Source organism: Mycobacteroides abscessus ATCC 19977 (assembly GCF_000069185.1).
In the GTDB taxonomy this organism is placed as follows: Bacteria; Actinomycetota; Actinomycetes; order Mycobacteriales; family Mycobacteriaceae; genus Mycobacterium; species Mycobacterium abscessus.
Map to the genome: position 1 here is coordinate 323,087 of NC_010397.1, position 19,976 is coordinate 343,062.

At 64.5% G+C, this 19,976-nt stretch carries 25 protein-coding genes; 15 read left to right on the plus strand and 10 right to left on the minus strand.

Annotated features, from left to right (window positions below):
- Positions 1-16: 16 nt before the first annotated feature.
- A complete protein-coding gene (locus MAB_RS25345) occupies positions 17-277 on the minus strand; it encodes a hypothetical protein (protein WP_005092051.1) in 261 nt (86 codons plus the stop codon).
- Between the two features lie 36 nt (positions 278-313).
- Here MAB_RS25345 and MAB_RS25350 point away from each other — a divergent pair, with 36 nt between their 5' ends.
- The gene (locus MAB_RS25350; RefSeq protein WP_005112971.1) at positions 314-622 is read left to right on the plus strand and encodes a hypothetical protein; all 309 of its coding nucleotides are present in this window, start codon (positions 314-316) and stop codon (positions 620-622) included.
- 232 nt (positions 623-854) lie between these two features.
- Here MAB_RS25350 and MAB_RS01775 read toward each other — a convergent pair whose 3' ends face one another.
- The 3 genes from MAB_RS01775 to MAB_RS01785 form a co-directional block, all read right to left on the minus strand.
- Complete coding sequence (locus MAB_RS01775; RefSeq protein ID WP_005083649.1) at positions 855-1,565, minus strand: type 1 glutamine amidotransferase; 711 nt, start codon at positions 1,563-1,565, stop codon at positions 855-857.
- Positions 1,562-2,830 (minus strand): Mur ligase family protein, encoded by a 1,269-nt coding sequence (locus MAB_RS01780; RefSeq protein WP_005072474.1) that lies wholly within the window; start codon positions 2,828-2,830, stop codon positions 1,562-1,564. Before MAB_RS01780 ends, MAB_RS01775 begins: the two co-directional genes overlap by 4 nt.
- A 75-nt stretch (positions 2,831-2,905) precedes the next feature.
- Complete coding sequence (locus MAB_RS01785; RefSeq protein WP_005083648.1) at positions 2,906-3,490, minus strand: hypothetical protein; 585 nt, start codon at positions 3,488-3,490, stop codon at positions 2,906-2,908.
- A 238-nt stretch (positions 3,491-3,728) separates the two neighbouring features.
- On the opposite strand from MAB_RS01785, the gene MAB_RS01790 reads away from it, so the two are divergent.
- From MAB_RS01790 to MAB_RS01810, 5 genes are read left to right on the plus strand one after another with little or no spacing between them, the layout of a single operon-like run.
- Complete coding sequence (locus MAB_RS01790) at positions 3,729-4,175, plus strand: MarR family winged helix-turn-helix transcriptional regulator (protein WP_005113838.1); 447 nt, start codon at positions 3,729-3,731, stop codon at positions 4,173-4,175.
- Positions 4,176-4,223: 48 nt separating this feature from the next.
- Positions 4,224-5,282, plus strand: coding sequence for a phosphotransferase family protein (locus tag MAB_RS01795; protein WP_005112973.1), 1,059 nt, complete (start codon positions 4,224-4,226; stop codon positions 5,280-5,282).
- On the plus strand, positions 5,279-6,460 hold the full coding sequence (locus tag MAB_RS01800; protein ID WP_005083642.1) for an acyl-CoA dehydrogenase family protein: 1,182 nt from the start codon (positions 5,279-5,281) through the stop codon (positions 6,458-6,460). Before MAB_RS01795 ends, MAB_RS01800 begins: the two co-directional genes overlap by 4 nt.
- A 35-nt stretch (positions 6,461-6,495) precedes the next feature.
- Complete coding sequence (locus MAB_RS01805; protein ID WP_005063148.1) at positions 6,496-7,479, plus strand: DEDDh family exonuclease; 984 nt, start codon at positions 6,496-6,498, stop codon at positions 7,477-7,479.
- Positions 7,480-7,492: 13 nt separating this feature from the next.
- A complete protein-coding gene (locus MAB_RS01810) occupies positions 7,493-8,644 on the plus strand; it encodes a serine hydrolase domain-containing protein (protein ID WP_005112974.1) in 1,152 nt (383 codons plus the stop codon).
- Here the strand turns inward: MAB_RS01810 and rpsR are convergent, their stop codons facing one another.
- The 4 genes from rpsR to rpmB are packed head-to-tail and all read right to left on the minus strand — an operon-like array spanning position 8,645 to position 9,600.
- Positions 8,645-8,893, minus strand: coding sequence for a 30S ribosomal protein S18 (gene rpsR, locus MAB_RS01815; RefSeq protein WP_005063151.1), 249 nt, complete (start codon positions 8,891-8,893; stop codon positions 8,645-8,647). It abuts the gene before it with no gap.
- A complete protein-coding gene (gene rpsN / locus MAB_RS01820) occupies positions 8,893-9,198 on the minus strand; it encodes a 30S ribosomal protein S14 (protein ID WP_005063153.1) in 306 nt (101 codons plus the stop codon). The genes rpsR and rpsN overlap by 1 nt, the downstream gene beginning before the upstream one ends.
- Position 9,199: 1 nt before the next feature.
- On the minus strand, positions 9,200-9,364 hold the full coding sequence (gene rpmG, locus MAB_RS01825) for a 50S ribosomal protein L33 (protein WP_005063154.1): 165 nt from the start codon (positions 9,362-9,364) through the stop codon (positions 9,200-9,202).
- On the minus strand, positions 9,364-9,600 hold the full coding sequence (gene rpmB, locus MAB_RS01830) for a 50S ribosomal protein L28 (RefSeq protein ID WP_005083638.1): 237 nt from the start codon (positions 9,598-9,600) through the stop codon (positions 9,364-9,366). The genes rpmG and rpmB overlap by 1 nt, the downstream gene beginning before the upstream one ends.
- 132 nt (positions 9,601-9,732) lie before the next feature.
- On the opposite strand from rpmB, the gene mrf reads away from it, so the two are divergent.
- Together mrf and MAB_RS01840 are read left to right on the plus strand one after the other, a co-directional pair.
- Entirely contained in the window at positions 9,733-10,920 is a 1,188-nt protein-coding gene (mrf, locus tag MAB_RS01835) for a ribosome hibernation factor-recruiting GTPase MRF (protein WP_005072487.1), read from the plus strand.
- Positions 10,920-11,162 carry a type B 50S ribosomal protein L31 gene (locus tag MAB_RS01840; RefSeq protein WP_005083634.1) on the plus strand — a complete coding sequence of 81 codons (243 nt, stop codon included), beginning with the start codon at positions 10,920-10,922 and terminating at the stop codon, positions 11,160-11,162. Before mrf ends, MAB_RS01840 begins: the two co-directional genes overlap by 1 nt.
- Before the next feature lie 71 nt (positions 11,163-11,233).
- Here the strand turns inward: MAB_RS01840 and leuA are convergent, their stop codons facing one another.
- Positions 11,234-13,057, minus strand: a complete 1,824-nt coding sequence (gene leuA / locus MAB_RS01845) for a 2-isopropylmalate synthase (protein WP_012296295.1) — start codon at positions 13,055-13,057, stop codon at positions 11,234-11,236.
- 188 nt (positions 13,058-13,245) lie between these two features.
- On the opposite strand from leuA, the gene MAB_RS01850 reads away from it, so the two are divergent.
- The 4 genes from MAB_RS01850 (at position 13,246) to MAB_RS01865 (ending at position 16,295) form a co-directional block, all read left to right on the plus strand.
- The gene (locus MAB_RS01850) at positions 13,246-14,283 is read left to right on the plus strand and encodes a hypothetical protein (protein WP_005072490.1); all 1,038 of its coding nucleotides are present in this window, start codon (positions 13,246-13,248) and stop codon (positions 14,281-14,283) included.
- 107 nt (positions 14,284-14,390) lie between these two features.
- Positions 14,391-15,305 carry a hypothetical protein gene (locus tag MAB_RS01855; RefSeq protein WP_005083630.1) on the plus strand — a complete coding sequence of 305 codons (915 nt, stop codon included), beginning with the start codon at positions 14,391-14,393 and terminating at the stop codon, positions 15,303-15,305.
- A gap of 13 nt (positions 15,306-15,318) precedes the next feature.
- Entirely contained in the window at positions 15,319-15,924 is a 606-nt protein-coding gene (locus MAB_RS01860) for a TetR/AcrR family transcriptional regulator (RefSeq protein WP_005112976.1), read from the plus strand.
- 65 nt (positions 15,925-15,989) lie between these two features.
- Positions 15,990-16,295, plus strand: a complete 306-nt coding sequence (locus MAB_RS01865; protein WP_005113842.1) for an FAD-dependent oxidoreductase — start codon at positions 15,990-15,992, stop codon at positions 16,293-16,295.
- Between the two features lie 9 nt (positions 16,296-16,304).
- Here the strand turns inward: MAB_RS01865 and MAB_RS01870 are convergent, their stop codons facing one another.
- On the minus strand, positions 16,305-16,907 hold the full coding sequence (locus MAB_RS01870; RefSeq protein ID WP_005087036.1) for a nitroreductase family protein: 603 nt from the start codon (positions 16,905-16,907) through the stop codon (positions 16,305-16,307).
- Positions 16,908-16,992: 85 nt separating this feature from the next.
- Between MAB_RS01870 and MAB_RS01875 the strand changes: the two genes are divergently transcribed.
- From MAB_RS01875 to MAB_RS01885, 3 genes are all read left to right on the plus strand, one after another.
- Complete coding sequence (locus tag MAB_RS01875) at positions 16,993-18,258, plus strand: aspartate kinase (RefSeq protein ID WP_005063166.1); 1,266 nt, start codon at positions 16,993-16,995, stop codon at positions 18,256-18,258.
- A 26-nt stretch (positions 18,259-18,284) separates the two neighbouring features.
- Positions 18,285-19,322 (plus strand): aspartate-semialdehyde dehydrogenase, encoded by a 1,038-nt coding sequence (locus MAB_RS01880; protein WP_005087033.1) that lies wholly within the window; start codon positions 18,285-18,287, stop codon positions 19,320-19,322.
- Between the two features lie 62 nt (positions 19,323-19,384).
- On the plus strand, positions 19,385-19,897 hold the full coding sequence (locus MAB_RS01885) for a hypothetical protein (RefSeq protein ID WP_005112978.1): 513 nt from the start codon (positions 19,385-19,387) through the stop codon (positions 19,895-19,897).
- Positions 19,898-19,976: the final 79 nt, after the last annotated feature.

A 19,976-nucleotide genomic window follows, 5' to 3' on the forward strand; every position in this document is an offset into this window, starting at 1 on the left:
GTTCTACTCCTTCTGCTTATGCCAGATTGCCGCGGACGGATGCGGCACGGATTTTGATGTAGCCGGAGGTGATAACGAGTCGACCCCCGGAATGGATACGGATATCGTTGGCCCATAGGCTCTTTGCCTTCGAGCTCAATGTCAGCGTGGCGTTCTTCCCGATCTCGATGTCTTTGAACAGCACGATTACCAGCGGTATCCGGGTTACGTGGACGGCGAATCGTTGGGTGAACGAGTGGGTGATCTTCGCCTGTAGGCTGTCGGCCGTAAGCGGCACCCCAAGCGCATCACCAACGGCGCGTGAAAGATTCGTATGCATCGCCGGGCGGATTTCGCGGTAGAGCCGACCGAGCCGCACTGGATAACTCGCTCGGCTGTCGTTCTTGCTCGCGCACGGTGCGCAGCACGAATCTTCGGCATCGGCGTGCCGGTCGCCGGTTTCAGCTATGCGGCGGGCGATTTCGCGTGCCTCGGTGTCGTCGGCCGCTATGGCTTGCCGCGCGACGCGCTCTTCCAAACGCTCTGGGACCAAGCGCAGCGCCTGCAGGTCGTCGAATCCGGTGATTTCCAGGCGATGTGTCACGCCCGCCCATTCGCGGTCGCCGGGTTCGACTATCACTGATTTATCTTCCGGCACAGTAATACTGCGCTGCTCGGCCTTTAAGAACCGTGCTACGGATTCGCTTGTCACAATCGCTCCTTTGGGCGTTCGGCGTTCATTTTGAATGCCCACGGAACGTATTGCGGGTATGGCCGGACCCGCGTGAGTAGTGAACTACTCGAATAGGGACCGGCGGGTGCGCTCTAGGAGTCCGAGCTGGTCGCGAGCCGCCGCAGGAGAACGTGCGTGCAGATCAAGACTTCAGTCGTTCCCTACGCAGCCGCGCTACCTCGTCCAGGTCCAGCGGGGTCAGCTCAGGCACGTTCATGGCGCGTGCCAGCAGTAGGTCGGCCAGCTCGGGGTTGCGTGCCAGACACGGGCCGTGCATGTAGGTGGCGATCACGCTGCCCTGCACCACGCCGTCGCTACCGTCGCCGGTGCGGTTGCCGGCTCCGCGTGAAACCCGGGACAACGGTGTCGCAGCGGGTCCTAAAACTGTTCCCCCACGGTGATTCTCAAACCCGGTCAGGGTGTCCTCAAGCTCGTCCATGATCGGCACACCGGCTAGTTCGCCGATGGTGCGCTGGTGCTGGGGGCTGGTGGTGACGTCCAGCAGCCCCACACCCTCGACGCGCTCTCCCGAGGAGGTTTCATACCAATGTCCCAGCACTTGGATGGCCGCGCAGATCGCCAGCACCGGCGCGCCGCGCTCGGCGGCACGCTGCAACCCCGGGTGCGCGATGAGGTGGCGGGTGGCCAGACGCTGGGCATAGTCTTCTGCACCGCCCAGCGTGTAGACGTCGAGGGAATCGGGCACCGGGTCGGCCAGGGTGGTTTCCACGATCTCGGCGTCGATACCCCGCATTCGCAACCGCTGCCGCAGTACGACGGCGTTGCCCGAGTCGCCATAGGTGCCCATGACGTCGGGGAGGACCAGGCCTACGCGGACAGTGGATTCACTCATGCCGCACCGCCTTTGGCCAGCGCTCGATTCAGATTCAGAAAGGCCGTGTAGTTCGCGATCACATCGACCCTGCCGGGCGGGCAGGCCTTGATGGCCTGGACCGGGTCATGCTGCAGGGTGTGTGTAACGCTGGCGTAGGTGAGCCGGACCGCCAAGTCGGTGCCGCGCTCGCCGGCCGCGACGACGGGAGGCACCGGCGATTCCCCGTTGTCGCAGGCGAAATGCTCGAAGTTGACATCCCACAGCCAGGACAGGTCTTCGCCATCGGGCACTTGGCCGTTCACCGCGATGACGAGCCCGTCGGCGTCGGTATCGACCATCGACAGGGCCTCCTGCCAGCCGGCCGGATTCTTGGCCAGCAGTAGCCGAATGGTGTGGTCGCCGAGGTTGATGCTGCGATAGCGGCCCGCCACCTGGTCGACAGCCGATACCGCGTCGACGGCCGGACCCGGACGGGCGCCGAGTTCAACGGCGGCGGCGACCGCCAGCGTGGCGTTGCCGCGATTCGCGGTACCGGGCAGCGTCAGCGACATCGGCAGGCTGATTCCGCTGGGGCCGTAGATGCGGTCGTCGTCGAACCACCAGTCCGGATCAGGCCGTGCGAAGTCGGTTCCCGTGCTGTACCAACGGTTTCCGTCGCGCATGATGAGCTCCCCGCTGCGTGGACAGCTCACCGAGTCGCCGGCCCAGCCGCCGCCCGCCGCCACCCAGACCACGTGGGGGCTGTCGTAGGCGGCCGATGCCATCAAGACGTCATCACAATTCGCGACGATCACCGCATCGCGGTGGCGGGCCAGCCCCTTGCGCAGAGTGCGTTCGATGTTGTTGATCTCACCCACGCGGTCGAGCTGATCCCGGCTGAGATTGAGGAGCACGATGACCGCCGGGTTGACCGCGTCGGCGACGTGTGGCACGTGCATCTCGTCGACCTCGAGCACCGCGACGTCGGCCTCTCGGGTCCCGGCCAGGGCGGCAACCAGACCGGCGTCCATGTTGGAGCCCTCGGTGTTGGTTGCCACTGGCCCCACGGTCGCCAGGGCGGCGGCGGTCATCCGGGTGGTGGTGGACTTGCCGTTGGTGCCGGTTATCAGGACTGTCCGACGACCTCGGCCCAGCTGCGCCAGCACCGAGCCATCCAGCTTGAGTGCGATGAGCCCGCCGATCATGGAGCCCGCGCCGCGACCGCTGATCCGGGATGCCCACCGCGCGGCGGAGCCTGCGGCGAGTGCGATCCGGCCACGCGGCGATAGATGCTCGATGGGCATCCGCGCAGTTTATGGGAGGCGATGGATCGCCCGTGCGGCTGGAGGGGAGGGCCGCATGGGCGATCCGAGCCGCACTCAGGCGACGGCGCTCTGTAGCGACCTTTTGACGTCGTTGACCGTGGCCAACAGGGTGGCGCCGGCCTCGGCCAGTTTTTCCTTCTGCTCGTCGGTGCCGGTGATGGCGATAACCCGCGCCAGGCCGGCGATCTCCGCCAGTCCCGAGCGGAGCTTGAGAACGTTGACGAGCTTGGGGAAGACCTTGGCGCGGAGTGCCTGTGCCGTCTGGCTGGTGATGCCCCGCTTCGCGAGCACCTTCCGGCCGAAGTCGGTCAGGGTGGCCACGCCGTCTTCTGTCGTGACGACGCCCTTATGCGCCAGCCGCTCGAGGACACGTTCTACGACGGGCTCCGGAAGCAGGATCTCGTCCTCGGTTGCGTCGGAGACGCGTTGCACGATCTGCGCGGCACTCGCCGGGCCGTCGAGCAGCAGCGATGCGGTGACGGCGCGCTTGATTCGGAGGCCGAACCCGGCGGGCCCTCCTGGGCCCAGTCCGGGCCCACCAAAACCGGGCCCGCCAAAACCGGGCCCACCAAAACCGGCCCCGCTAAATGCGCCGAAACCGGAGCCGGGACCTTCGAAGCCTGCGAATGAACCAGACATCTAACTCTCCTTTTCTGATGATCAGGCAGTTGGCCTGTCGCCGACTGAACCTGTATCAATTTCCTTGATACCTGCGCCGGATCGGACATGTCAAGGTTCTTGATATGAGGCTGCTGAGAATTGTCTATGAGTTGGTAAACCATTGCCGTGCAACGGATCGGTCCTCGGGTGACATCGAATCGATCGACCGTGTTCCGGCCATGGGTTTCTGCACGCGCGCTGGAACGTTCATGCCAGGATGCTTGCGATGAGTGAATCCGATGAGATCGAGCCGCTCGGTTACCTGATGTTCCGGGCCGGGGCGGTGATGCGCCCACGGGTTCTTGCCGTGCTGCGGCCGCTGGGGCTCGGGATGCCGGAGTTCATGTGCCTGCGGATGCTCAACGAGAACCCCGGCCGTACCAGTGCGGAGCTGGCGCGCGAGAACAACGTCTCGGCGCAGGCGATGAATCAGGTGCTCAACGGATTGCAGAACATCTCGCTGGTTTCCCGGCCGGCCGTGCCTGCCTCGGGGCGGGCGTTACCGGCGAAGGTCACCGCCAAGGGCAAGGCGCTACTCAAACGTGTGGAGTCGGCCATTTGGGCAGCAGAGGATGAGATGTTCAGCCGGCTGGGCGTCGATGATCAACGAGAGCTCCGCCGGATACTGGGCCGCCTTATCGACGCTGCCAGCGAAAACGAGTGAGGATCCCCACCCAACCAGTCGGTTGGTTAAACGGTTAGGGTGAGTGCTGTGTCACAGTCGACCGGCCAATTCCGCGCTCATCACCAGAGCACGTCGCAGGATTGGGCGGCGCTCTCGGCCTGGGTGGCGCGGCAGGGGCACACGCTGGAAACGTCCGGGGCCCGGCAGTTCGCCGGCGGCAAGGCGAACCTCAACTACTTGGTGGTCCTCGACGGGCAACCTGCCGTGTTTCGCCGCCCGCCCGCGGGGCCGATCGCCGAAGGCGCCAACGACATGGCCCGCGAGTGGCGGGTGCTGTCCCGGCTGGGCGATGGCTTCGCGCTGGCGCCGCGCGGGCTGTTGTACTGCGACGACCTGGATGTGCTGGCAGCCCCCTTCCAGTTCCTGGAGTACCGCGAGGGGCTGGCAATTGGCGGAGAGCTACCGGCGGGCTTGCCCGTCGATGCGCCGTCACGCATCACAGCGACTCTCATCGAGGCCATGACCGCCCTGCACCGGGTGTCACCCGAGCGCGTGGGACTGGGCGAGCTCGGCAGACCGGAGGGTCTGCTGGAACGTCAGCTCACCGGCTGGACGCGCCGTGCTCACGTGGTCTGGCCTGATGGTCTGCCGGACGTCGTCACGTATCTGACCTCGCGACTCGCGGAGGAGATCCCCGAGCCCTCGGCAATCTCCTTGCTCCACATGGACCTCAAGCTCGACAACATGCTGATCGATCAGGAAACGCTGTCGCCCAATGCGATCATCGATTGGGACATGGCCACTCGCGGCTGCCCGCTGTTCGACCTGGCGATTCTGGTGTCGTACTGGATGGAGCCCGATGATCCGGCCGGCGTGCGCGCTGTCAATCAGATGCCCACTACAGCACAGGGTTTCGGGAAGCGCGCGGATGTCATCGACTCCTATTTCGCTGCGGCCGGGATGCCGCCGCGGCCTCTGCACTGGCATGTGGCCTGTGCGCGCCTCCGTCTCGCGGTCGCCTGGATGCAGTTGTACCGCAAGTGGCAGTCCGGCGACCTCATCGGACCCGGATACGCAGATTTCGAAAACATTGCCATGTCCGTCCTTGACTGGGCAACAACACAATTCACCGAGGGAGAAATATGATCGACTTCAGCATTCCGGAAGAGCTGGCCGCGAAGGCGCAGCGGGTGCGTGAGTTCGTCACCGAGACCGTGATTCCGTACGAGCGCGATCCTCGCCTGACCGCGCACGGACCCACCGAGGAGCTGCGCGACGAGTTGGTCGGTAAGGCCAGGGCGGCCGGTCTGCTGACCGTTCAGGCGCCAGAATCCTATGGTGGGTGGGGTCTTTCGCACATCGGCCAGGCGGTGATCTTCGAGGCCGCGGGCTGGTCGACCCTGGGGCCCATCGCCATGAACTGTGCGGCACCCGATGAGGGCAACATGTTCCTGCTCGGCAAGATCACCAACGAGGAACAATCCGAGAAGTTTCTGCGTCCCGTCATCGAGGGGTATCAGCGCTCGGCGTTCGCGATGACCGAACCCGACGGGGCCGGTTCCGATCCGTCGCAGTTGAAGACCTCGGCGACCTTCGACGGGCAGAATTTCGTCATCAACGGCCGTAAATGGCTCATCACCGGAGCTCGCGGCGCCAAAACGTGGATCATCATGGCCAACCTGGAGGCCAACGATCACCTGCCGGAGGGGCCGACACTGTTTCTCTGCGACGGCGAGACCGAAGGCATTGTGATCGAACGCATCATGAACACCATGGACCGCAACTACGCCGAGGGGCATGCCGTGGTGCGGTTCGACAATCTCACCCTGCCGCGGGAGGCGTTGCTCGGTGAGACCGGGCAGGCGTTCCGATACGCGCAGCTGCGGCTGGCCCCGGCCCGGTTGACGCACTGTATGCGCTGGCTCGGTGCCGCCTCCCGGGCCCAGGACATCGCGGTCGACTATGCGCGAACCCGGACCTCGTTCGGTAAGACGATCGGCGAGCACCAGGGGGTTTCCTTCATGCTCGCCGACAACGAGATCGCGTTGCATCAGTGTCGACTGACCATCTGGCATGCCTGCTGGATGATGGACAACGGCGCCAAGGGCCGGCACGAAAGTTCGATGGCGAAGTCCTTCGTGTCCGAGGAGTTGTTCAAGGTGACCGACCGGTGTGTTCAGGTGCTCGGCGGCATCGGCATCAGCGATGAGACGCCGGTGGAGATGATCTTCCGTGATATGCGCGCCTTCCGTCTGTACGACGGTCCCACCGAGGTGCACAAGTACGCCATCGGACGCCAGGTGCTTCGGACTCCGCGCGCCTAGGGCGGGTTGTCGGTCCCGCGTGCCATCCTTCAGTCATGCCGATCTGGGGGCAGACGCCCGACCACAGCCCCAAGTGGGTGGTGGTTGACCTGGAGACTTCAGGTTTCCAGCCGGGGCGGGCGCGTGTCATCAGCGTTGCGGCATTGGCGATGGATGCCGACGGGACCATCACCGACAGCGTGGTGAGTCTGCTCAACCCCGGTGTCGATCCGGGCCCCACGCACGTCCACGGCCTCACCCCGGAGATGCTGGAGGGCCAGCCGGAGTTCTCCGATATCGCGCCCGATCTGATCGCGCTGCTGCGCGGGCGGACGTTGGTCGCGCACAACGTCGGCTTCGACTACTCGTTCCTGGCGGCCGAGGCCGAGCTGGTGGGAGCCGAACTGCCCACCGAGGCCGTCATGTGCACCGTCGAGCTGACGCGCCGTCTCGAACTGGACACACCCAACCTGCGCTTGGAAACCCTTGCCGCGCATTGGGGTGTCGAGCAGCTCAAGGCTCATGACGCTTATGACGATGCGCGGGTGCTGGCCGAGGTGCTGCCGAAGGTGCTGGAGCGCGCCCGCGAGCGTGGCACCTGGCTGCCCATCCGCGAGACCACACGTAAGCGCTGGCCCAACGGCCGCGTTACGCACGATGAGCTGCGTCCACTCAAGACACTGGCGTCGCGCCAGCCGTGCCACTGGCTCAACCCCGGCCCGTATACCGCGGGCCAGCCGCTCGTGCAGGGCATGCGTGTGGCATTGAGCTCGGAGGTCTCGCGCACCCACGAAGAGCTGATCGAGCAGATCATGCAGGCCGGTCTCGCCTACGCCGATGCGGTCGACGAGGACACCTCGCTGGTGATCTGCAACCAGGAAAACCCAGAGCAGGGCAAGGGTTTCCATGCCCGCTCATTGGGCGTACCGCTGCTCGATGACCGGACGTTCATGACCGAGGTGCGCCGCGTTGTCGGTGGCACCGATATCGAACAATTCACGGTTCCCAGTCGTGCCGGAGCTCAGTACTCGCTGTTTTGATGAGTCCAGCCTGATGCGCCGAATCCTCGCTGTAGTGCTGACGATTGCGCTGCTGGTCAGCGCATGCGGGAAGCACTCGGCGATCGTGGTGGCCGAGCTGGATCCGCAGACCACGGCCAAGCTGGACTCTGCCATCAACGAGATACTGACGAGCGCCGCGGTCCCGGGTGCGATCGTCGGAGTATGGGGGCCCAAAGGGCAATACGTGCGGACGTTCGGAGTCGCGAACACGGCGACTCGCGCGCCGCTGCGGCCGGACTTCTACCACCGGATCGGCAGTGTGACAAAGACCTTCACCGTCACGGCGGTGCTGCAACTTGTCGATGAGGGCAAGGTCGAACTTGACGACCCGATCGCCAAGTATGTCGACAAGGTCCCGAACGGCAACAAGATCACCCTGCGTGAACTCGCCCGAATGCAGAGCGGACTCTTCAACTATTCGATGTCACTGGCCTTCAGCCGAGACCTGGAGGCCGATCCTCGCCGCCAGTACAGCACCCATGAGCTGCTCGACTATGCCTTTGCGCAGCCGTCCAATTTCGTCCCAGGGCAGGGCTACGAGTACAGCAACACCAATGCGGTGCTGCTGGGTCAGGTGGTGGAGAAGGTCAGCGGGCAGACACTGCCCGCATTCGTCCAAGAGCACATAACCGGTCCACTGGGTATGCGCCGCACCAGCTTTCCGGAGACCAGTGCCATTGCAGATCCGCACGCGCGGGGTTACACGCAGCTGACACCGACCGGGTCGCTTGTCGACAGCACCGATTGGAACCCGTCATGGGCGTCGTGGGCGGGCGCCATGATTTCCACACTCGACGACCTTCGGATCTGGGTGCCCGCGCTGGCGACGGGCGTGCTCCTGAAGCCCGACAGTCAGCAGCAGCGGCTACAGACTGTGGCGATGCCCCCCGTACCTGACGATATCCGCTATGGCTTAGGCATTTTCGACGCGCGGGGCTGGATCGGTCACAGTGGCAGCATTCCGGGCTATCAGACACTTGCCATCTACTCGCCGGCCGAGCAGACCACGGTGGTGGCCCTGCTCAACACCGATGTGGCCAAGCAACCTGCACAGCCCAGCACACTGTTCGGCACCGCGATCACCAAAGTGATCAGCCCGGACCATGTCTTTCTGCTGGAAAACGCGATTCCGCAGCCGCGTTGATCAGGCGTAGGGCAGCAGCGCCATCTCTCGCGCGTTCTTGATCGCGTTGGCAACCTGGCGCTGCTGTTGCACCGTCAGGCCGGTCACCCGGCGGGACCGGATCTTGCCGCGCTCGGACAGGAACATGCGCAGCGTGTTGGTGTCTTTGTAGTCGACCGATGAAACGCCGAGCTTGGCAAAGAGGTTGGGCTTGGCCGGCTTGGTGTCGACGAGTTTGGCGCGGCGATTGCGCGGGGTCTTGGGGGCCATCACCAGCTCGCTTTCCGCACGCCGGGCAATGACCCGTCGTGCACTAGTTCACGAACACGTACACGGGACAAACCGAACTTGCGCAGGTAGCCGCGTGGTCGGCCGTCCACCGCGTCGCGATTGCGCAGCCGCACCGCACTGGCATCGCGCGGCTGGCGGTTCAGCTCGGACTGTGCGGCAACGCGCTGCTCTGGGCTGCTGGCGGGGGAGCGAATGATCTCCTTGAGTTCCGCTCGGCGCTCGGCGTAGCGCTCGACGATGGCGCGGCGTTGTTCGTTCTTGGCGATCTTCGACTTCTTGGCCATGTCAGCGCTCCTCGCGAAAATCGACGTGCTTGCGCACGACGGGGTCATACTTGCGCAGCACCATCCGATCGGGGTCGTTGCGCCGGTTCTTGCGGGTGACGTACGTGTATCCGGTACCCGCGGTGGATCGCAGCTTCACAATGGGGCGAATCTCATTGCGTGCCATCAGAATTTCCGCCCCTGCGCGCGTAGCCGGGCCACCACGGCCTCGATACCGTCGCGGTCGATCACCTTGATGCCCTTGGTGCTCACCCGGAGCTTGATACGCCGGTCCTCAGAGGGCAGGTAGTAGGTCTTGAGTTGGATGTTGGGTGACCAGCGGCGACGGGTGCGGCGGTGCGAATGCGATACCGCGTTGCCGAAGCCCGGCGACCGTCCGGTCACCTCGCAATGTGCGGACAAGGGGAGCTCCATTCATACCCATTCGGTAATGGGAATCATTTTCGACAAGTGCTGCTCGGGACTGTACCGTGAACCTTGTAGTAATGAAAATCGTTTGCATTTAGCTGCACAAGGGCTGGAAAAGGGAGAGTCATGCGCACGCCGGTGCTACTCGTGTCCGGACAGACCGATACCGACGCGGTCACTCAGGTCTTGGCGCGCGACCCGGGCACAGTCGTCGTCACGCACCGCTTTGACGGACACATCGTCATGCGGTCCGTCGCGGGTATTCGGGGAGTCACCGAGACCGTGCTGGAGCTGGCCCACGGCTGCGTCTCGTGCACGATCCGTGACGATTTGCTCGTCTTGCTGCGCAAACTGCATCGGCGCGACGACGTGGGAAGAATCGTCCTTCATCTCGAACCGTGGCTCGAGGCCGACCCGATCTGCTGGGCGATCAACACCGTGCCTGTGCGGGTGGGGCCCGGATTCGTCGATGGTCCGGCCGCGCGTGACGTCCAGATCGCCGGAGTGGTCAGCTGCGTGGACAGCGCTAACTGGCTGGAACAGGCGCTCGGCGATGACGAACTTGCGGATGGCCGGACGGTGGCGCAGGTGGTGATCGGTCAGGCCGAGTTCGCCGACGTGTTGCTGGTGCGAAATCCGGAGCCGGAGGTCCTCTCGGTGTTGCGGCGTTTGGCGCCGCGGGCGCGCATCACCGCGCGCGTCGGTCGTGTCGAGCAGGCTCTCGACCATCTGGAAGAGGATGCGCGGTGCGGCCGGGCCGATAATCCCCATGGCGCATTGCTGGCCGGCCAGCCATCCCTGGCCGCCGACGGCCGGGTCGAGTTGGTGGAGTTCAACGCGCGCAGGCCCTTTCATCCGCTACGGCTGCATGCCGCGATCGACATGCTGCTCGACGGCGTGATCCGTACTCGTGGCCGGCTGTGGCTGGCGACCCAGGGCGAGCAGGCAATGTGGCTGGAGTCCGCCGGGGGCGGGCTCAGGGTGTCGGCTGCCGGAAAGTGGCTGGCAGCAATGGATTCAGTAGAAGTGCAACGGGTAGACCCGGAGCGCAGGGCATTCGCCGACCTCATGTGGGACTACCAGTTCGGGGATCGCCACAACGCGATGACAGTGCTGGTCTGCGGCGCCGACAGCCGTGAGGTCCTCGACGCGCTGCGCGGTGCGCTGCTCACCGATGACGAAATGGCAAGCCCCGCAGACTGGGACGAGTTTGACGACCCGTTCGGCGACTGGCACGAGGATCCATGCGAGCACCTGTCCGAGGCAGAGGCTTTTCTCGCCTACGGCGACCACAACACAGAAGGGAACCACTGATGAAACCCGGAATTCACCCCGACTACCACCCCGTCGTCTTCCAAGACACCACCACCGGGAAGATGTTCCTGACCCGCTCGACGGCGACGAGCACCCGCACCGTTGAGTGGGAGGGTAAGGAGTATCCGCTGATCACCGCCGAGGTGACCGCGGATTCGCATCCGTTCTGGACAGGCGATCGCCGGATTGTGGACTCCGCCGGTCAGGTCGAGAAGTTCCGCAGGCGCTACGGGACTAGATAGCCATGTCGGGTGCGACCCTGGTGCGGAATGCCGAGGGAATTCCGCACCAGGGTCGCTTTCGCTGAAAGGGACTAGGCGCGAGCAGCACGGTTGACCGCCGACACCACTGCCCGCAGCGAGGCGGTGGTGATCGACGGCGCGATGCCGACACCCCAGACGGTCTGCGCCTCACCGCCGCCGGGGCTGACAACCGTGGCCTCCACGTAGGCGGCGGCCTGCGCGTCGTCGCCTGCGCTCAGCGCGTGCTCGGAGTAGTCCAACACGTTGACGGTGTAGCCCACGGTGGACAGGGCGTCCACGAAAGCTGCCAACGGACCGTTACCCGTGCCGTTGACCTCGGTTTCCTTGCCGTCGATCTTCACCACGGCGGCAATGGAATCCGTGCCACCGTCCTCTTCGGAGGCGGTCACCTTCTGGCGAATGCGCTCCAGCGGGGTGATTGGTGCCAGGTACTCCTCGGCGAAGACATCCCAGATCTCCTTGGGGTTCACCTCGCCGCCCTCACCGTCGGTGATGCGCTGGATCGACTGTGCGAACTCGATCTGCAGACGGCGCGGCAGCACCAGTCCATGATCGGACTTCATGATGTAGGCGACACCACCCTTGCCCGACTGCGAGTTGACGCGGATCACGGCCTCGTAGTTGCGCCCGACATCCTTGGGATCGATGGGCAGATACGGCACCTGCCACAGGATGTCATCGACATCCGAATCTGCTTCGTCTGCATCGCGTTTCATCTGATCCAGGCCTTTATTGATGGCGTCCTGGTGACTGCCGGAGAAGGCGGTGTAGACCAGATCGCCACCGTACGGGTGGCGCTCGGGCACCTTCAGCTGGTTGCAGTACTCGACCGTGTGCCGGATCTCATCGATGTTCGAGAAGTCGATCTGTGGGTCGACGCCTCGACTGAACAGGTTCAGTCCCAGCGTTACCAGGCAGACGTTTCCGGTGCGCTCACCGTTGCCGAACAGACAGCCCTCGATGCGGTCCGCGCCCGCCTGGAAGCCCAACTCCGCTGCGGCGACCGCTGTTCCGCGGTCGTTATGCGGATGCAGGCTCAGGATCACCGAATCGCGGCGGGCCAGATTGCGGCTCATCCACTCGATGGAGTCGGCGTACACGTTGGGGGTGGTCATCTCCACCGTCGACGGCAGGTTGAAGATGATCGGATTGTCCGGCGTCGGCTCGACGATATCGCCGACGGCATTACACACCTCCAGCGCGTACTGCAGCTCGGTCCCGGTGTACGACTCGGGGGAGTACTGGAAACGCCAATGGGTGTCGGGATATTTCGCGGCTTCTTCGACGCATTTGTGTGCGCCGTCGGTGGCGATCTTCTTGATCGCGTCCTTGTCTTCGCGGAACACGACCCGCCGCTGCAGGATCGAGGTCGAGTTGTAAAAGTGCACGATCACCTTGGACGCGCCCTCACACGCCAGGAACGTCCGCTCGATCAGCTCCGGACGGCACTGGGTCAGCACCTGGATGGTGACATCGTCGGGAATCGCGTTCTCGGTGATCAGCTCGCGGATGAAATCGAAATCGGTCTGGCTGGCCGACGGGAAACCGACTTCGATCTCCTTGAAGCCCATCCGGATCTGCAGATCGAACATCCGGCGCTTGCGGGCGGGACTCATCGGATCGATCAAGGCCTGGTTGCCGTCGCGCAGGTCGACGGCGCCCCACTGCGGTGCACGGGTAATTACCTTGTCGGGCCAGGTGCGGTCCGGCAGCTCGATCTTTTCGACCTCGTCGGTGAAAGAGCGGTACCGGTGTACCGGCATCGAGCTGTTCTTCTGGGTGTTCCATGCCGGCTGATCGGCGGGAATGGGTCCATTCGGGGTAACGACGCTGCGAGGGGTGTAGTTGAACTCGTCTGAGGAGAAGCTAGTCATGGGAAGGCTCCGGGAGTTTGAATGGGGATCTCGACCGGCACGCCAACAACCCGCGACAGGAAGCCGGTCTGGATCAGACCCTGTCGCGGCGTCGGAGGAGGAGCGTCCGCTGCATAGCAGGGGACTCTACCAGCCGCGAGGAGCCCATTCATCTGGCAAGCTCGCAGAGCATGTGGGTACGACGGGGGATGGCGGCGCTGGTGATCCTGCTGGTGGCCACCGGCTGCACGCGCACGGTCGCCGGGCAGGCCCGAGGCGGCGAACCCGTTCCCGGGGCCGACTTTTTCTTTCAAGGTGAACAACCGGACTACGGCCAAAAGCTCGATGCTCAGGAGAAGGCGACACTGATCTATGCGCGAGCGCTGCGCCGGGTGGACCCCTGCGGCTTCGCGAGCGCTCTCAAGGAGTACGGCGATCCGGGACAAGTCGTCGGCGACTTTCAGATGTGTTATGCCAGCGTGAAGGTCACGGGTGACCCCAGTCTCACCGAGGTGTCCTACGAATACTCGATGCAGGACAAGCGCGACGCCTCGGCTGCCTTCCGGGTGGGGCCTGTGCCGGTCTATGAGACCGGAGAAGAGTGCGAATACGAGGTACCTCTGGGTCTCGAACGGCTGCCGGGTGCGCCGTCCAGTCCCCCACTGCACGCCATGTTGTCGGTCTCCGCGTACCTGTACGGGTCGGACGAGTATTCCGATCCCGACTGTCGGGTGGCCAAGCAGGTGGTGACGGCGATCGCCAAGCAGCTTCCCTCGGGGTTGCAGCCGCGTTCCGCGCTCAGCACCTACCCGATCAAGCTCGCCGAGCGGGATCCGTGCGAGATTCTGCGGGAGTATCCGGGCAAGGCGCGCGGGGTGTCGATTGACCTACTGGGTGATCCCTTTGGCTGTGACTTCTCGCTGCCGGACTCCGATATCGACTACACCGTGCAGCTCACCAGCAGCGTGAACGACTTCCCGGATGAATACACGAAGTCCACGCGTGACGGGGTGACGTACTTCCACAATGAGGACCCGTCGCAGTTGACCGGGTGCCATGCTTTGGCTTTGGTGGGAGACCCGCTGTATCCCAAGGACATTGGTGGTGGCGCGGCCAACACCGACGCGGACGCGTACTTTCCCGCCATTGTTGCCAGCGCCTTCACCGGAAGGGACCGGAAGGATTGCGGGCACATGCGGGAGATTCTGGATAAGGCGGTGCGACTATTCGCAAACTCCGCTCGGTAGCGCTGATTGGCGCCGCTCTGCTGGGAATCGCGGGGTGCTCCACCATTGTTTCCGGCACCGCGACTGGACGCCTGCCCGCACCCACGGCAGAGAAGCTGTTCGAGGGGGTGGTGCCGGCCTACGGTCAGAGCTTCACCGAGAAGCAAACCGCTCAGCTGGCCTATTTACGGGCGCTACGGCGGGTGGATCCGTGTGGTCTTCTATTGATGCTCAAGGACATCGGTGCGCCCACATACATTTCCGGGGATGTGGGCGGCTGCTTCGGGTCCATCAAGGTCGCGGGTTCGGCGAACCCGTCGAGTGTGGGGCTGTCACTGATGTTGGGCGACTATTCGCGCGCGAAACCCGAATTCAGGGTCGGTGACGCGCCGGTCTATCACACAGCAGGCACGTGCGTGTTTGAGTTTCCGGTCGCGTTGGGCACGCTCCCGGACGCGCCAAAGTTGCCCAGGGCGGGCACACCGGCAGTGCGGGTTGTGGTCGTCGATGGTTCGCGAAGCGAGTTGGCGCCCAACTGCAAAATGGCACAACCTGTTATCGGTGTGCTGGCCACGATGAATCCGGCCGATATGCCCGTGCGTGACGCGCTGAGCGCATATCCGATCAAGATCGCCGAACGTGATCCGTGCGAAATTCTCGGTGAGTATCCGGGCCAGGTGAATGATGTGCGGCCCTCGCTCTTCGGCGATCCGTTCGCGTGCCGGTTTTCCTTACGGGACAACGATGCTCAATTCGAGCTGACTATCAGAACGGGTGTCGATCCGCCGTCGAGGGCGCGCGAAGAAATCCGGGACGGTGTCGAGTACTTTCACGGCCAGGACGGCAGGATGTGCACCAGCATGGTGCGTCTTGGCAAGCCGCTCTACGCCCGTGATGTTCCGGGTGGCGCCATCCAGGAGACCAGCACGCCCGAGCGCGTTTTCATCGAGGTGCTCAGCTTCTCGTTGAAGAACGGAGATTGCGGATCCACCCGGGAGATGATCGACAAGGCGGTGCGGATCTTCCGCGATTCATTCGACTGAAAGGAACTCTCTGATGCCATACGTCGAATCGGCGCAGCGCACCAAGGAGGCGGTCGCCGCCGCGCGGATCGTGTTGATGCGCGAGGGAGTGGGGCGCACCACGATGCGTGCCGTCGCCGCCGAGGCGGGTATCCCGTTGGGAACCCTGCAATACGTCTTCCCCAGTAAGCAGGGCCTGCTCAAGGCGGTCATCGAGGACGTCGTGGACGAGATCGCGGGAGTCCTGCGCGGTGCCGCGGACACCAAGGCCGGCCTGAATGACGCCGTCCGCCGCGGCACGCGGAATTTCTGGTCGCAGTTGGTTGACGAACACCGCAACCTGCAGCTGGTCCAGTACGAGTTGGTCACCCATGCGCTTCGCACATCCGGCTTGGAGGATTTGCCTGCCTGGCAGTACGAGCGATACACCGGGGTCGTCGCGGACTGGTGCCGGGAGGCGGCGAGTCGGGCCGGCGAGCGCTGTGCGGTGTCGTTCGAGCGCTTGGCCCGGGTGCTGGTCGCCGGTATCGACGGGCTGATCCTGCAACATGTCGTCAATCCGGATCCCGCGCGTTCGGAGGAAGATCTGGAGTCGCTCACCGCGATGCTGATTGCCCTGGCGGCGGTGACTCCCGCCTAGGGCACCCTTGCCCTGAGTTCGGCATCGGCATACCCGGGATAAGTCATACGACTGACTTACAAATTATGGAGTGTCATGCGGAAAGTGGATGTCGTCGACGCGCTGGTGAAGTACTTCGGTCCGCAGGCGGCAAACCGTTTGACATCGTCGAACAGGATTGGACGGCAGAGGAATTCACGCGGGGCTGTTACGGCGGACGCCTCGGTGCCGGGGTGTGGACTCAATACGGTCGGGCACTCGCGGCGCCGGTGGGGCGCATTCACTGGGCCGGTGCCGAGGTGTCACACGTCTGGAATGGCTATATGGAGGGCGCCATCCTGTCGGGCAGGCAGGCAGCGGACGAGGTTCTTGGCGCCCTGTCGAATACGTAGGTACCGGAATCACCCCGAATAACTGTTGCCCCAGCGCTCCGTGAACGCGATATCGCCGAGCGCGGGGCGCTGCCGTGGGGCGTGGTCGCGCTCCACGGTCGACTCCTCCGCGCCGTCGTAGTTGTCCAGCACGGGCCCGATCGCGACGATGGCGAGGGGCCGCACGTTCCCGGGGATGCCGAAGACGCTAGACGCCTCCTCGACGCGGAAACCGGCCATCGGATGCGTATGCAGCCCGTGGGATCGCGCCTCGACACCCAGCTGGGCGATCGCGAGCCCGGCGTCCACGGTCGCATAGACCGCGGTGTTGTCATCATCACCGAGGTCGGTGCTGACCAGGACGAGCGCCGCCGCAACTTTCGCGTAAGTGTTTCCGCGATTCAGCACGTCGGCGAGGGCCTCGTAGGTGGCGTCACCGCGGCGCCCCACGATGTACCGCACCGGGAAACGCTTTCCCCAACTCGCAGCCCAGCGACCGGCTTCGAGCAGGGCCGTCAGCGTTTCCGGAGCGAGATCGGCGTCCGGATCGAAGTTCCGCGGACTCCATCGCGAGGCGATCAGCGGCTGGATCGGAACCGTGGTGTTGGCAATGCGTTCGGTGGGGTTGCCCATGCGGGCCAGGTTATCGAGTTGTCCGACCCTCTATCCTGATGAACGGGGTCTGACCGATCTTGACCGAACTGCAGGAAGGTATGCCGTGGCGCTCGTCGTCCAAAAGTACGGCGGATCGTCGGTCGCAACGGCCGAACGTATCCGCAGGGTCGCCGAACGCATCGTCGAGACCAAGAAGAATGGCAACGACGTCGTCGTTGTCGTCTCGGCAATGGGTGACACCACCGACGAGCTGCTTGACCTGGCCCAACAGGTCTGCCCGGCGCCTCCGCCGCGTGAGCTGGACATGCTCCTGACAGCGGGTGAGCGGATGTCCAATGCCCTGGTCGCGATGGCCATCCACTCGCTGGGAGCCTCGGCGCGTTCGTTTACCGGCTCACAGGCCGGCGTGATCACCACCGGCAAGCACGGCAGCGCCAAGATCATCGACGTCACGCCCGGCCGTCTGCGCACCGCGCTCGACGAGGGCCAGGTTGTCCTGGTCGCCGGATTCCAGGGTGTGAGCCAGGACAGCAAGGATGTGACGACACTCGGGCGGGGTGGCTCCGATACCACCGCCGTCGCGCTGGCCGCCGCGCTGAACGCCGATGTGTGCGAGATCTACACCGACGTCGACGGGGTCTTCACCGCCGATCCGCGGATCGTGCCGAACGCGGCCCGGCTCGACAAGGTCAGTTTCGAGGAAATGCTGGAGATGGCGGCGGCCGGGGCAAAGGTGCTCATGCTGCGCTGTGTGGAATACGCCCGGCGATACAACGTGCCGGTTCACGTGCGCTCGTCGTATACGGACAAGCCCGGCACGATCGTCAGCGGATCAATGGAGGACATTCCCGTGGAAGAAGCAATTCTCACCGGTGTCGCGCACGATCGCGGCGAGGCCAAGGTCACTGTCGTCGGCATTCCCGACGTGCCCGGATATGCCGCCAAGGTATTCCGCGCGGTCGCCGACGCCGAAATCAACATCGACATGGTGCTGCAGAACGTCTCTAAGGTCGAGGACGGCAAGACCGACATCACCTTCACCTGCCCCAAGGAGAACGGTCCCACCGCCGTGGAGAAGCTGGACTCGTTGAAGAATGAGATCGGCTTCTCGCAGGTTCTTTACGACGACCACATCGGCAAGGTGTCGCTGGTTGGTGCGGGTATGCGTAGCCACCCCGGCGTCACCGCCACCTTCTGCGAGGCGTTGGCCGAGGCCGGCGTGAACATCGAACTCATCTCGACGTCCGAGATCCGGATCTCGGTGTTGGTGAAAGACGACGAGCTGGACGCCGCCGTGCAGGCGATCCACAACGCCTTCGATCTCGGGAGCGAAGAGGAAGCCACCGTGTACGCGGGGACCGGGCGCTAGGGCGAGCGAAGCGACGGGAGATAGATATGACCTCCATTGGTGTAGTCGGTGCCACCGGGCAGGTGGGTGCCGTCATGCGGAAGCTTCTGGAAGAGCGTGAGTTCCCGGCTTCGTCGGTGCGCTTCTTCGCCTCGGCTCGGTCCGAGGGCAAGAAGCTGGCATTCCGCGGCCAGGAGATCGAGGTCGAGAACACCGAGACGGCCGATCCGTCCGGGCTGGACATCGCGCTGTTCTCCGCCGGGGCCACCATGTCCCGGGTGCAGGCCCCGCGGTTCGCGCAGGCCGGGGTCACGGTCATCGACAACTCGTCGGCCTGGCGCAAGGATCCGGACGTGCCGTTGGTGGTCTCGGAGGTCAACTTCGACCGCGACGTGCGCGGGGTGAAACTGCCCAAGGGCATCATCGCCAACCCGAATTGCACGACCATGGCCGCGATGCCGGTTTTGAAGGTACTGCACGACGCGGCCGGGCTTACCCGGCTGATCGTGTCGACGTATCAGGCGGTGTCGGGTAGCGGTTTGGCCGGCGTCGAAGAATTGGCGACCCAGGTGCGGGCCGGTATCGACGGCGGTGAGCAACTGGTACATGACGGCACTGCGGTCACCTTCCCCGCTCCCGTGAAATACGTTGCGCCCATTGCTTTTAACGTGATCCCGCTGGCCGGTTCGTTGGTTGACGACGGCTCCGGTGAAACTGATGAAGACCAGAAGCTGCGCAACGAGAGCCGCAAGATCTTGGGCATTCCGGAACTTTTGGTGAGCGGGACGTGCGTGCGAGTGCCGGTCTTCACCGGACATTCGCTGTCGATCAATGCCGAGTTCGAACGTGAGTTGACCCCGGCCCGGGCCACTGAGCTGCTGAGTGCCGCGGCTGGTGTCACGCTCGCCGACGTTCCCACTCCTTTGGCGGCCGCTGGTGCGGACGACTCTCTGGTCGGCCGGATCCGCCAGGATCCGGGCGTTCCGGGTAATCGTGGTCTGGCGCTGTTCATTTCCGGAGATAATCTCCGGAAGGGCGCGGCGCTCAACACGATTCAGATCGCGGAACTGCTCGTCGCGGGCTGACTCACGGCAAGTTCACAGGATTTTCGGCGGCGAGCCCAGGCTTACCGGGTCATCCTCGGAGCATGACCAATCCAGAAAAATCCGAAAACCCGACCGAACCGGTTCCCGCCGTGCCGCCGGTTGCCGCGCAGGCGCCGCCGCTGAAGAAGGCTCGCAACGTCGGCAAGGTGCTGTCCATAGCGACGGTGGCGGCCGGTGCCGCGTGCGTGCTGGCGGCGACCTTTGGCGCCGGCCTGATGGTGGGTGCGCATACCCATCGCCATGGTGAGCACCGCGACCGCGCGGCGGTGATGATCCTTCGAGGTGGGCCCGAAGGCGGCATGCAGCGCGGTGGCGGAGACTGGAACCGCGACCGCGATCGGGGCCGAAGCGGTGATCATGGACGTGATTGGGACCGTGACAGAGATCGCGGCGGACAAGGGGATCGTGATCAGCGCGGCGATCGTGACAGCGACGGTCCCGCGAGCCCGGGTTGGCAGCGCACGCCGCCCACCGGCCAGCCGCCGGGCGTGACCATCACGGTGCCGCCGGGGCCCGGCCCGGGGCTGGGTACGCCGCCTCCGCCCCGGCCGTAGTTGGCCCGTAGCGACCCGCGCCCGGTGCCACTGACTACCCTGTGAGCTTTGAGGCTCAGTGGCGCCGGGTGGTGCCGGA